Raw genomic sequence first — 12,775 nt, forward strand, 5'->3', positions numbered from 1 at the left:
TTGCTTTGCCCCCGGGACTCGTGGCATGCTTTGAATGTGCCCTCACGCTGCGGCGTAGCGCCTCATCCGTAGCGTCTCGATTATTTTTTAGCCAAATGCATAAACTCCTTTTCCACTGTCTGGCGGGCGGTAGCCTGTTGGTCTCCGGCGCCGCTGTCCAGGCGCAAACTGTCACCGGCGACGCCGTCGTCAAGCCCGCACCAGCACCGATATCGGCCAAGGCGCCGGCCGCCGATACCCCTTCCGTCAGCGTGACGGCCGAACGTCCCACGGGCCGTATCGACAGGCAAGTCTACGATGTCAAGTCCGATGTGAGCAGCAGCAATGGCACGGCGGCCGATGCGCTCAACAATGTGCCGTCGGTGGCCGTCGATCCCGACGGTTCCGTGTCCTTGCGCGGCAGCAGCAATGTGCAGATATTGATCGATGGCAAGCCGTCGGCCATGCTGCAGGGCGATTCGCGCGGCGCCACCCTGAACGCCATGGCGGCCGACGATATCGAATCGGTGGAGGTGATCAACAACCCCGGCGCCCAGTTCGGTAATGAAGCCGGTGGCGGCCCGATTTTGAACCTGGTGATGCGGCGCAACCGCAAGCCGGGCGGCTTTGCCACCGTCAACGCAAATGCGGGCATCGCCGGGCGCTACAACAGTGCCGTCTCCGGCACCTATAATGAAGGGCCGTGGGGCTACCAGGGCGGCATCAATGTGCGCCATGACGGCCGCAATTCCGTCGCCGAGGTCAGCCGCGAGCGCCTGGAACGCTTGGCGCCCGGTATGGGCGCCTTTGCCCCCAGCAGCCAGCATTCCACCAGCAATGGCTTGAATGACTCGCTGGGCTTGCACGGCACCGTGAATTACAACCTGAATACGAATGACACCCTGGCCGCCAGCGTGTCGTATAACGGGCGCAGCAACGACCAGCGCTCGCTCGACCGCTACATCAATGGCGACAGCACGGGCAGCACCATCGGCGACTATGTGCGCAGCACCGTGCGCAACGGCGACAGCCGCAACTATAGCTGGGGTGCGCGCTACGACCACAAGGGCGAATTGCCAGGCGAAACCCTGAAAATCGACCTGCGCGTATCGTCCTCGACCAACGAGAGCGACAGCGATTACGCCAACAGCTACACGGTCGCGCCCGTCAACGCTTTCGACAGCCGCGCGCGCCAGCACAGCGAGACGGGCAACCGCATCGTCGACTTCAGCGGCGACTACGAGCGTCCGCTGGCGGGCGGCACGGCCAAGCTGGGCTACAAGGTTGCCGACAACCAGAGCAGTTTCGACACCCTGTACACGGACATCCGCCCGGGCAGCCTGGCGGAAACCGTCAACCCCATGCGCAGCAACCGTTTCGAGATGGACGAGCGCACCGTCGCGCTGTACGGCTCCTACCAGATGCGCCTGACCGAGCGCTGGGGCGCGCTGGCCGGCTTGCGCGCCGAATACACGGACTTGAACGTGCGCCAGATCACGGGCGGCGTCGAGGCAGGCAACAATTACGTCAACTACATTCCCAGCCTGTTCGCTACGTATAAAGTCAGCGACGAGAGCAATCTGCGCTTCAGCTATGCGCACCGCCTGCGCCGTCCCAGCGCGGGCGACCTGAACCCGTACGTGGTGTATCGCGATGAATTCAATGTGTCGGCCGGCAATCCCAAGCTGAAACCTACGCAGACGGACTCGTTCGAGATCGGCTATGAAACCAAGCTGTTTGGCCTGGAAAGCAGCTTGCGCGCCTATCACCGGCGCGACACGGACGCCATCGTCGATTACCGTTACTTCATCAGCGATAACGTACTCTTGACCACGCGCGAAAACGGCGCAGGCAGCCATTCGAGCGGTCTGGAGTTCAGCGTCAGCGGCAAGCTGACCCCGTCCTTGACCCTGAACACGAGCGGCAACCTGGCGCGCAGCCAGCAGACCAGTTCGGACGACCTGGGCAACCGCAGCACGCGCACGGCGAATGCCCTGAGTGGCCGCGCGCGCTTGAACTACCAGTTCGATGCGGCGAACCAGCTGCAGCTGGCCCTGCAAATGCAAGGCAAGATGCTGTCGGGACAGGGCTACCGCTCGCCGAACAATACGGTGAATATGAGTTGGCGCCACACGGTGACGCCGCAACTGAGCCTGGTCATGAATGTGACCGATGTATTCAGCAGCAACAAGATGGAAACCGTCATCAACAGCGCTTCCTTGCGCGAGACGAGCACGCGCCGCTTCGATGGGCGCATGATTTATGTGGGGCTGTCGTACCGCCTGGGCGGTGCCACCTCGGCGGTGAAAGAGGGCGTACGGGAACCGCGCTTCGGTCCGCCGGGCGGACGCGGGCCAGGCGGCCCCGGCCCGGGCGGACCGGGAGGCGAAGCAGGCTAGGCCGCCAGCGCGATCTCGTGCAGGAAGGCGATAAAATCGTCCGTATGGAGTTCGAAGCGCCATCCGCCCGTGCCATGTTTGGCACGGTACACGGGCAAGTCGCCGTCGATGGTTTTTTCTTCCAGGTGCAGGCAGTACGGGTCACCGCCCGCATCGGCAATCACCACCAGCTTCGGCGGCCAGGTCGCGATTTTGTGAGGGTGCACGGCATGGATGGCGTAGCCGTGCTGGGCCTTCACCAGCTGCGCCGCGCCGTACAGATGCAGGCCCTGGAGGAAGCGCTTGCCGTCGACATGCACGCGCAGTGGCGAATACCATTCCAGGAAGCGGCGGTATATCTCCGGCAATACCCAGTGCGCGTCGATCTCGGCCATGTCGTCGTCGCTGGCGACCGTCAGCCAGTTCGACGGTTGCGCCAGGTCCTGTTCGCGCTGGCGCAGCAGCGCCAGTTTTCGCTCCAGGAAGGCGGCGGCAATTTCCAGGCGCGAAAGCGGCCGGGTCAGCGTGTAATGCGTGGCGGGCGCCTTGTAGCCTGCACCGTCAGGGTAGCCGTCCGCTTGCCAGGCCAGTACGGCGCTTAGTCGCAGCTGCTCTGCCTTCCAGTGGCCGGGATCGGGCGGCAAGCCCTGGTCAAACGGTTGGCGGCTGAACACGGCCAGGCTCTTGATCGCCTTGGCGCGCACTTCCAGGCTGGTGGCGCCGGACGTTGCCAGCGCCACCAGTGGCGCATACGCATCGACGCCTGTACTTTTCAGCAAGCCATCGACGCCCCAGTATGCCAGTTCTGGCTGCTCCAATGCCCAGGCGAAAAAGGCCGCATGTTTGTTGCCTTCCACCAGGTGCACGATATCGCTCATCAAAAAGGAGCGCCAGTGCAGCAGTTGCCCATCGCGCGCATACGCCGTCAGGATATCGAGCACGGCCAGCCGCTCGTCCGCGGCATGCTTTTTCAGCAGGCGCTCTTTTAGCCGGGCAAACTTGCTGCCATCCGTTTCGTCAAACAGCTTGCGGTGCAGCGCTGCCAGCGGTACGACCGCCATCAGACGGCCATCGCTGCCTTGATGGGCGCATGGTGTTCATAGCCTTGCAGCGAGAAATCCGATGGTTCGATCTTTTCCAGCCATTCCGGCTCGTACTTGCCCGTCTTGGCGTAGTCGGGCACGCGGTCGGAAATGACGAAACGGGGCGCCGGGAAGGGCGTGCGCTTCAGTTGTTCTTCCACCATGTCGAGGTGGTTTTCATAGATGTGCGCGTCGCCGATGAAATAGGTGAACCAGCGCGGCGTGTAGCCCGTCAGGCGCGCCACCAGGTGCAGCAGGGCTGCGCCTTCGGCGATGTTGAAGGGCGTGCCCAGGCCGATATCGTTACTGCGCACATATAAACACAGGGAAATTTCGCGCGTGCTGGCGTTCGGGATGAACTGGTACAGCAAATGGCAGGCGGGCAGGGCGACGGCGTCCAGCACGGCCGGGTTCCAGCCGTGGAACAGGATGCGCCGGCTGCCCGGGTTATTCATGATGGTGTCGAGGCACTCGCGCAACTGGTCGACCGCCTTGTACAGCAGCACTTTTTGCACGCCGTCGTCGACGATGGGGGCAACCAGCGCAAAACCGTTGGCTTGCGCATCGGCAATCTGCGCCGGCTGGTCGGCGGCCAGCAGTTTATACGCGGGCCATTGACGCCATTGCACGCCATACACGGGGCCCAGGTCATCCTCGCCTTCGCGGTAGGGATTGGCCAGCCATTGCGCATTTTCGTTGGCGTTCTGGTCCCATACCTTGCAGCCCAGCGCGCGGAACTCGGCTGCGTTGCGCGAGGCGCGCAGGAAGGCGCATAATTCGCCGATCACGGATTTGAAAGCCAGTTTCTTGGTCGTTACGGCAGGGAAGTTGCCGTTGGCCAAGTCGAAACGCATCATGGCGCCCGGCACGCTCAGGGTGCGGATGCCCGTGCGGTTGTCTTGCCAGCTGCCCGTTTCGAGCACGGTCTTGATCAAATCTTGATATTGCTGCATGTATTTCTCCAACGGTAAGGATGGTGATTGTAACGCAGGCGCGACAGGCAGGCTGCAGGCCGCACACATAAATGCGCTGCCGTTTCACCTGCAAACATGACTCTGTGGTAATTTGTGTGTCCTTAAAGAAATACACAGAAACGGCAGATGCTGCACCATGTTCTTGCGACAATTTGTAACTAATAATAACGCCGCCGTGGTGGAGATGAGCAGGGCCGATTTTCTCAAGGTCAACCTGCGCCTGATCCTGGCCTGGCCCTTGCTGGGGTTGGTCCTGTGCGCGGTGCTGTGGACGGCCACCTTGCTGCAGCTGGAGGCGGAAAAGAAGGTGGCGCAGCAGCAGGCGCTCGACAGCGTGTCTTCGATGTCGAAAGCGTATGGCCAGTACCTGCTGCGCACCCTGGAGCAGATGGACCAGCTGACCTTGCAGCTCAAGTATGAGTGGGAAAATTCGCGCGGCCGGCTGCGCCTCGATCAATTGAAGACGCAGGGCATGTATGCCTTGCCGCAATTTGCCATCGTTGCCATCCTCGACCGCAAGGGTCACCCCGTGACGGCTACGGCGCCGCTGCAGCGCCTGCGGGTCAACGAGCGCAGCGATTTCCTGCTGCGCCACTGGCGCAGCAATTCCAGCGCGCTGCGTATCGCGCTGGGGAGGGCCAATGCAGCCAGCGAGGCCACAGTGCCCGGCGCGGACGAAAGCCTCGTGCATTTCACGCGCCGGCTGGAAGACGAGGATGGTAATTTTGACGGCGTGCTGCTCATTTCCCTTCATTCCAGCTATTTTTCAGAATTCTACAACAGCGTCAATTTCGGCAAGTTCGGCATGTCCGCCATGGTAGGCGAAGAGGGCGAGCCGTTCAGCACGCGCCTCGGTTCGCGCGTCCTGCCCATGCAGAGTGGCCAGGGCACGCCGTTTCTCGATACCAGCTTCCTGGAAACGGAGAGCGGCGCCATGCATTCGGGCGGTAGGATCGCTTTTTCCGACAAGCAAAGCCGCTACGTGGGCTGGCAGGCGCTGAAAGGCTATCCGTTTACGGCCGTGGTCGGACTGTCGGACGGCGAAATGCTGCACCCCTACGAGGAAACGCGCACCATTTATATCGGCATCGCCCTGGCCGTCACCGTGCTGCTGCTGGCCTTTGCCGCCGTCGCCACCGTGCTGTCGCTGCGCCTGGCGTGGCGCCACCACCAGTCCGAAGGCGTGCGCAATGCTTATCGCATGGCTACCGAAGGCACCAGCGACGGCTTTTACATCATTGCCGCCCTGCGCGGCGAGGATGGCAGCATCCTCGACTTCGAGATCGTCGACTGCAACGAGCCGGGCGCCGGCTACTTCGGCGTGCGCCGCGAGCAGCTGCTGGGCATGCGCCTGCAGTCGCGTGCCCACGAACCGTATTTCCGCGACCTGATCCATCATTACCGGGCCGCCATGGTCTCCGGTTTTTCCGAAGAAGAGATCGAGTTGCCGGAAGGTAACCCGTTCAAGCTGCGCTGGATACGCCGGCGCCTGGTACGCAGCGGCGACCGCCTGGCCGTCACCCTGCAAGACATCGGCACGGCCAAGGAGCACGAGCGCGACCTGCGCCGCCTGGCCAATGAAGATGGCTTGACGGGCTTGCCCAACCGCTACTGGCTGCAGCAATTCCTGCCCGGCGCCCTGGGCCGCGCCGCCATTGCGCGGCAGATGCTGGCGCTGCTGTTCATCGACCTCGACGGTTTCAAGGATATCAACGATACGCAGGGCCACGCGGAGGGCGACAAGGTGTTGCGCGCCGCCTCGCTGCGCCTGAAGGCCGTGCTGCGGCCGGGCGACCATGTGGTGCGCCTGGGCGGCGACGAATTCGTCGTCGTGCTCGACCCGGTGGAAGACGACAGCCGCGCCGAACAGGTGGCGCAGCGCATCGCCATCGCCTTCGACGAACCGTTTTATCTGGGCAGCGAGCGCCACAAGATGGGCGCCTCGATCGGCATCAGCCTGTATCCGCGCGATGGCGCCGACACGGAAGTGCTGCTGAAGAACGCCGATATCGCCATGTATGCCGTGAAAGTGGCAGGCAAGGGCCATCACCGCTTCTTCCAGCCCGAATTGTTCGAAACCATCCGCAACCGCCGCGAACTGGAGCAAAGCCTGGTGGCGGCGCTGGAGCAGGACCAGTTCCTCGTCGTCTACCAGCCGCGCGTCGACGCCATGAGCGGGCAACTGTGCAGCATGGAGGCGCTGGTGCGCTGGCATCACCCGCAGCATGGCATGGTGCCGCCGCTGGAATTCATCCCCGTGGCCGAGAGCAGCGGCCTGATTTCGCAGCTGGGCGAAGTCGTCATCGAGAAGGTGTGCCTGCAAATGGCGCGCTGGCAGGCCAGCGGGCTGGAACTGGTGCCCGTCTCCATCAACGTCTCGGCGCGCCAGTTCGGCCGTGGCGACGTGCACCAGGTGCTGGCGTCCGCGCTGGCGCGCCACTGTATCGATGCGCGGCTGATTGAGGTGGAAATCACCGAATCGGCCATGATGGATGAACAGAACCGCGCCGTGGAGCAGCTGTCGGCCATCCGCGCGCTGGGCGTGCGCCTGCTGGTCGACGATTTCGGTACCGGCTATTCTTCGCTGTCGCAGCTGCAGAAGTTCGCCATGGATGGCTTGAAGATCGACCGCGCCTTCACCATGGAGCTGGGCCGCTCGGAGCAGGGCGAAGTGTTCGTGCGCGCCATCCTGTCGATGGCGCATGCGCTGGGCATGAGCGTGGTGGCCGAAGGGGTGGAGACGCGCGAGCAGCTCGACATCCTGCGCGCGCTGCAATGCAACGAAGTGCAAGGCTACTTCATTTCGCGCCCCGTGCCGGCCGAACAGATGCTGGCGCTGATGCATCAGCGCTTTCTGATACCGCTTCCAGCGCCCGTGCTGCCCCCGTATAGCCCGGCGATTGGTGAGGAAAACAACGCTGTTTCTTAAAAAGAGCGAACGTTCGCTTTTTTTTTAAAAATATTATATGCTTCGCTCATGCCGTCAGTGAATTGGAGTTCACGGCGGCAAGAACAGTGCAAGACGGGGCAGCTTGAGCTACCCGAGACAATGTGACGAAGACACTTCATATAATAAAGAGAGACTAACTTGAAACATAAATATCTGCCCCTCCTGATCGCCGTCGCATGCGCCGGCTTCGCTTCCACCGCCCAGGCTTCCGGCTACCGTTTCGGTTCGCAAAGCGTGTCTGCCCAGGGCACGGCCGATGCCAGCGGCGCCGAAGCGGCTGACGCGTCGACCATTTTCTACAATCCGGCCGGCCTGTCGCGTTTGGAAGGCACGCAGTTCGTCGGCGGCGGCACCCTCGTGGTACCGCATTCGACCTACCAGGATACGGGTTCGAGGACCTTCACGAACCGTGATCCAGGCGGCACGACCAAGGATTACGCGCCGGACGCGGTGGTTGCGCCTGCCCTGTATGCCAGCAAGAAGGTCAATGAGCAATGGACCGTCGGCATGGGCCTCTTCGTGCCATACGGCGCCAAGCTCGATTACGGCAATGACTGGAGCGGCCGCTATGCGATCACCAATATCAAGCTCGAAGCCATCGCCCTGAATCCTTCCGTATCGTTCAAGCTGGACCAGCACCACTCGTTCGGCTTCGGCGTGACGGCTGAACACATGAAGGCGGAACTGGGCCAGGCCGTCGACGTGCCGGGCACAGTGAAAGCCATGCATGATAAGTCCCCTGCCGCTGCGATCGCGTTCGTGACGAATATCGGCAGAACGCAAGGCGCGGCAGCAGCTGGCGCTGCGCAGCAAGCGCTGAACAATACCAAGGATGGCCACGCCTCGATGGATGGCGACGACTGGGGCTTCGGCTTCAACCTGGGCTATCTGTACCAGATGAATGAAGGCACGCGTTTCGGCATCGCCTACCGCTCGTCGATCTCGCACAAGCTGAAAGGCGACACGATCTGGGACTTCTCGCAAGTGTCGAACAACGCCGCCGTGAATGGCTTCATCAGCGCTGCATCGGGCAAGGTCAATTCCGAGGCGCTGGTCGAACTGCGCACGCCGGAAACCCTGTCGGTCAACGCCTTCCACCAGATGGATGATCGTTGGGCCTTGATGGGCGACGTCACCTGGACCCGCACCTCGCGCCTGCAGAACCTGGATATCCAGTTCCCGCCGACGGCCGAAGGCGCCGAGCGCATCCGCCAGCAGTGGAAGAACACCTACCGCGTGTCGCTGGGCGCCAACTACAAGTACAGCGAAAACCTGTTGCTGCGCGCCGGTATCGCGCATGACCAGGCGCCAGTGCGCAGCGCCGAACTGCGTCATCCAGCCCTGCCGGACAGCGATCGCATGCAGTACTCGATCGGCGCGAACTGGAAGCTGAACGCCAATTCCTCGCTGGATCTGGCTTACAGCTATATCGATTTCAAGGATGCTGACGTCAACTATACAAACGACTGCTCGCCGGTTAAAAAGGGCTGCACCGGCAACGGTGAAACCACCAAGGGCCTGTTCAAGACTCGCATGCAGTTGATCGGTCTCGCTTATAACTACAAGTTCTAAGCAGGTAGTGGCGGCCAACCCGGCCGCCATGAAAGAAAAAAAGCGCCTTCGGGCGCTTTTTTTTGGGTGCATGGGGGTCAGACCCGCCGGGTCTGACCCCAGCCTTTCATGGGTTTTACTTTGTGGTAGCGCGGAAGTTGTCGGGTTACGCGCTGCGCGCTAACCCGACCTACCATGCTCATTCCATAGCGCGCATCGCCCGATCCAGCAAGGTCAAGGCCTGCCGCACCGTGTCGTCCGGCAGTTCCAGCAACTGATCCCCCACATACCACTCCACCACGCTGTGCCCTGGCAGGGCGGCGTGGCTGGCGCGGCCGAACAGCCAGATGCCGTGCTCCTCGGCCACCTGGTTGCGGATGGCGATGGCCCGCTCGCGCGAGACGGGCAAGTGCAGGTGCAGCATGTTGGCCTGCGGCTGGGCGGGGTTGACGGCGATGCTCGGGAAGTCGCGTAGCAGCGCGTACAGCCACTGCGTGCGTGCGAAATAGCGGGGCATGGCGGCGAGGCGCGCGTCGAACTGCATGGCGGCGGCCACCACGTAGGGCGTGCGGTGGACGATGTTGCCGCCCTGGCGGTGAAACCACGCGCGCGCCCGTTCGACAAACGGGCGGCTGCCGGCCAGCATGGCGCCACCGAGGCCGCCGATGCCCTTGTACAGCGACACGTAGACGGAGTCAAAACCATCGCAGATGGCGGGCAGGGGCTGGCCAAAACCCGCTTGCGCTTCCCACAGGCGCGCGCCATCCATGTGCAGGTGGATGTTGTGCTCGCGGCAGTGCCGCTTGATGTCGTTTAACTCATCCCAGGACGGGCACTGGCCGCCGATTTCGCGCATCGGCAGTTCGACCTGGGCGGCGCCCAGCGCATCGGGCACGGCACGCAAATCGTCCACCGTCCACGGACGGTGCGGGTCGCCGATCATCAAACCCTTGAAGTGCTCCAGCAATGCATGGTTGCCCCGCTCGTGGCGCAGGATGTGCGACGTCGGATGCAGCGCCGCCAGCGAGGAACCGCGATCCTGGCAAGCCAGGCGCAGGGCCGTCACCTGTGTCATGGTGCCCGTGATGCAGAACACGGCCGCTTCGAAGCCGAGCAGGCTGGCGACCTTGTTCTCGAACTGTTCGATCAACGCGCCTTCGCCATAGGTGTCGTGCGCGACGTCGTTGGCGTCGCACCAGGCGGCCATGGCGGCGAAAGTGGCCGCTGGCGCAGGCTGGCGGTGGCCCGGCAAGGCGGTATGGCAGCGCTGGCGCAGTTCAAGCTCGCTCACGGTAGTTCCTTACAGTGTGGCCGTGGCGAGCTTCGCGCCGAAGCCGATGAACATGGCGCCCACGCCGCCACCCATGCCGGCCGACAGGCGGCGGCGACGGCGGAAGGTCTCGGCCAGGCGCGCGCCCACAAAAATAATGGCCGTCAGATAGCTAAAGCTGATCACCTGGCAGATCAGGCCAAGGCCGATGAAAGACAGTACCGGATTCGGGAAGGCCGGGTCGACGAACTGGATGAAGAAGGAAATGAAGAACAAAATGGCCTTCGGGTTCATCAGGCTGATGATCAGGGCCTTGCGGAATGGATCGCTTTCCTTGACGGGCGCTGGCGCCGCTGCCGCTTCGCCTTCAGCCGGCGCGGGCGCGCGCAACTTGCGCCAGCAGCCGATCAGCATCTGCAGGCCGATCCAGCCCAGATAGGCCGCGCCAATGTATTTGACCACGTAGAACAGGGCCGGGCTGGCTTTCAGCAACGAGGCCACGCCGCAGGCCGACAGTACCATCAGTATCAGGTCGCCGGCGAAGATGCCGAAGGCGCCCTGGTAGGCGGGCCGCACGCCGCGCTGGGCGGCGACCGACAGCACATACATGGAGTTAGGGCCGGGCAGGATGACGATGAAGATGGTCCCCAGTAAAAAGGTCCAGAAATCGGTGATGCCCAGGTTGGCGTGGAATAAGGCGTTCATGGCGAGTCGTGTTTAATTCAGTTGTACGTGATGAAATTGCAGGGCCGCCAGGTTGGCATAGATGCCGCCCAGGGCGACGAGCGAGGCGTGGGTGCCCGTTTCGACGATTTTGCCGTCTTCCATGACGATGATGCGGTCGGCCCGCTGGACGGTGGCAAGGCGGTGCGCGATGATGACCGTGGTGCGGCCTACCATGGCCGCTTCCAGGGCCTTTTGCACCAGGCGTTCCGATTCCGCGTCCAGCGCGCTGGTCGCTTCGTCGAGCAGCAGCAGGGGCGGGTTTTTCAGCAGGGCGCGGGCGATGGCGATGCGCTGGCGCTGGCCGCCGGACAGGCGCACGCCCCGCTCGCCGAGGAAGGATTTATAACCATTCGGCAGGCGTTCGATGAATTCATGGGCTGCCGCCATCTTCGCGGCCGCGATGACTTCCTCGTCGCTGGCGCCGGCGCGGCCGTAGCGGATGTTTTCCATGGCGTCGGCCGAGAAGATCACCGTATCTTGCGGCACGATGCCGATGGCGTCGCGCAAGGTATGCAGGTCGAGCTGCTTGATGTCCACGCCATCGAGGCGGATGCTGCCGCTTTGCGGGTCATAAAAACGTAAAAATAGCTGGAACAGCGTGGTCTTGCCGGCGCCGGAAGGGCCCACCACGGCCACCGTTTCGCCGGCGCGGATGTCGAGGCTGACGTGATCCAGCGCGGCAGTATCTGGGCGCGACGGGTACGAGAACATGACATCATCCAGGGACAGCGCGGCGCCATTCGCGGCGCGCGCCGGCAGCGGCAGGGGCGTGACAGGCGACTCGATTTCCGATTTGACGGCCATCAATTCCAGCAAGCGCTCGGTGGCGCCCGCGGCGCGCTGCGCTTCGCCCATCACTTCAGACAGTGCGCCGATGGCGCCGGCCACGATGGAGGCGTACAGGATGAACTGGCCTAAATCTCCGCCCGTCATCGAGCCTTCCAGCACGGCGCGCGCGCCCAGCCACAGCACAAACACGATGGTGCCGAAGACCAGCAGGATGGCGATCATGGTGAGCAGGGCGCGGGCGCGGATGCGGCGCATGGCCGTCATGAAGGCGCCTTCGACGGAGTCGCCGAAGCGCTTCGATTCGATTTTCTCGTGCGTGAAAGCTTGCACGGTCGGCATGGCGTTGAGGATTTCGCCGGCCATGGCCGAAGCGTCGGCGATGCGGTCCTGCGAATCGCGTGACAGCTTGCGTACCTTGCGGCCAAACACGATGATGGGCACGACGACGAGGATCAGCAAGCCGATGATGATGCCCGCCAGCTTGGCGCTGGTGACGAACAGCATCACCAGGCCGCCCAGGAACAGCAGCACATTGCGCAGGGCCATGGAGATGCTGGTGCCGACCACGGCTTGTATCAAGGTTGTGTCGGTGGTGATGCGCGACAGGACTTCGCCCGTCTGCGTGGTTTCAAAGAATTCGGGGCTTTGCGTGACGACGTGGCGGTACACGGCGCTGCGGATGTCGGCCGTGACGCGCTCGCCCAGCCACGACACCGTGTAAAAGCGCGCGGCCGTGGCCAGCGCCAGGATGGATGCCACGCCGAACAGGGCCAGGAAGACCAGGTCGACATGCTGGATGCTGCTCGAGCCGGCCGCGCCGCCGAAACCGAGGTCGATCATCTGCTTGAAGGCGGCAGGAATGGCCAGGGTCGAGGCGGCGGCCACCACCAGCGCGATACCGGCCAGGAAAAACTGTTTGCGGTATGGCGTCAAAAAGGGCATTAAACCCTTGAAGGCGGCCAGGCTGCCTTTTTTCAGTTCGCGGCTGCTGCCGGTGTCAAGAGCTGGTGTGGCGGTTGCGGCGGTTGCTGTACTTGTGCTGCCTGTTTCTGTGCTGGTTGTCATTGTTTTTCGCT

At 63.0% G+C, this 12,775-nt stretch carries 8 protein-coding genes; 3 read left to right on the top strand and 5 right to left on the bottom strand.

Going from position 1 to position 12,775, the window contains the following annotated elements:
* Window positions 1–95 precede the first annotated feature (95 nt).
* The gene (locus ACQ4WP_RS23105; RefSeq protein ID WP_436524717.1) at window positions 96–2,378 is read left to right on the top strand and encodes a TonB-dependent receptor domain-containing protein; all 2,283 of its coding nucleotides are present in this window, start codon (window positions 96–98) and stop codon (window positions 2,376–2,378) included.
* Here the strand turns inward: ACQ4WP_RS23105 and ACQ4WP_RS23110 are convergent.
* Entirely contained in the window at window positions 2,375–3,418 is a 1,044-nt protein-coding gene (locus ACQ4WP_RS23110) for an SMI1/KNR4 family protein (RefSeq protein WP_436524719.1), read from the bottom strand. The two genes, ACQ4WP_RS23105 and ACQ4WP_RS23110, sit on opposite strands and share 4 nt — an antisense overlap.
* A complete protein-coding gene (locus ACQ4WP_RS23115) occupies window positions 3,418–4,392 on the bottom strand; it encodes a thymidylate synthase (protein WP_436524721.1) in 975 nt (324 codons plus the stop codon). Before ACQ4WP_RS23115 ends, ACQ4WP_RS23110 begins: the two co-directional genes overlap by 1 nt.
* Before the next feature lie 205 nt (window positions 4,393–4,597).
* On the opposite strand from ACQ4WP_RS23115, the gene ACQ4WP_RS23120 reads away from it, so the two are divergent.
* Together ACQ4WP_RS23120 and ACQ4WP_RS23125 are read left to right on the top strand one after the other, a co-directional pair.
* Window positions 4,598–7,342 (top strand): bifunctional diguanylate cyclase/phosphodiesterase, encoded by a 2,745-nt coding sequence (locus ACQ4WP_RS23120; RefSeq protein WP_436524723.1) that lies wholly within the window; start codon window positions 4,598–4,600, stop codon window positions 7,340–7,342.
* Between the two features lie 159 nt (window positions 7,343–7,501).
* Window positions 7,502–8,935 (top strand): OmpP1/FadL family transporter, encoded by a 1,434-nt coding sequence (locus tag ACQ4WP_RS23125; RefSeq protein ID WP_436524725.1) that lies wholly within the window; start codon window positions 7,502–7,504, stop codon window positions 8,933–8,935.
* A 178-nt stretch (window positions 8,936–9,113) separates the two neighbouring features.
* Here the strand turns inward: ACQ4WP_RS23125 and ACQ4WP_RS23130 are convergent, their stop codons facing one another.
* From ACQ4WP_RS23130 to ACQ4WP_RS23140, 3 genes are read right to left on the bottom strand one after another with little or no spacing between them, the layout of a single operon-like run.
* On the bottom strand, window positions 9,114–10,205 hold the full coding sequence (locus tag ACQ4WP_RS23130) for a threonine aldolase family protein (RefSeq protein WP_436524727.1): 1,092 nt from the start codon (window positions 10,203–10,205) through the stop codon (window positions 9,114–9,116).
* A gap of 9 nt (window positions 10,206–10,214) precedes the next feature.
* Window positions 10,215–10,889: a leucine efflux protein LeuE gene (gene leuE / locus ACQ4WP_RS23135; RefSeq protein WP_436524729.1), complete on the bottom strand. Its 675-nt coding sequence runs from the start codon at window positions 10,887–10,889 to the stop codon at window positions 10,215–10,217.
* Window positions 10,890–10,901: 12 nt separating this feature from the next.
* A complete protein-coding gene (locus tag ACQ4WP_RS23140; protein WP_436524731.1) occupies window positions 10,902–12,764 on the bottom strand; it encodes an ABC transporter transmembrane domain-containing protein in 1,863 nt (620 codons plus the stop codon).
* Between the last annotated feature and the right edge of the window lie 11 nt (window positions 12,765–12,775).

It is taken from the genome of Janthinobacterium lyxosi, from assembly GCF_051380665.1.
Lineage (GTDB): Bacteria > Pseudomonadota > Gammaproteobacteria > Burkholderiales > Burkholderiaceae_D > Janthinobacterium.

What these genes read in the sequence shown, in the direction of transcription:
- ACQ4WP_RS23120 (WP_436524723.1), top strand. Translation starts at nt 4,598, where the DNA reads ATGAGCAGGGCCGATTTTCTCAAGGTCAACCTGCGCCTGATCCTGGCC.
- leuE (WP_436524729.1), bottom strand. Translation starts at nt 10,889, where the DNA reads ATGAACGCCTTATTCCACGCCAACCTGGGCATCACCGATTTCTGGACC.
- ACQ4WP_RS23115 (WP_436524721.1), bottom strand. Translation starts at nt 4,392, where the DNA reads ATGCAGCAATATCAAGATTTGATCAAGACCGTGCTCGAAACGGGCAGC.
- ACQ4WP_RS23140 (WP_436524731.1), bottom strand. Translation starts at nt 12,764, where the DNA reads ATGACAACCAGCACAGAAACAGGCAGCACAAGTACAGCAACCGCCGCA.
- ACQ4WP_RS23105 (WP_436524717.1), top strand. Translation starts at nt 96, where the DNA reads ATGCATAAACTCCTTTTCCACTGTCTGGCGGGCGGTAGCCTGTTGGTC.
- ACQ4WP_RS23110 (WP_436524719.1), bottom strand. Translation starts at nt 3,418, where the DNA reads ATGGCGGTCGTACCGCTGGCAGCGCTGCACCGCAAGCTGTTTGACGAA.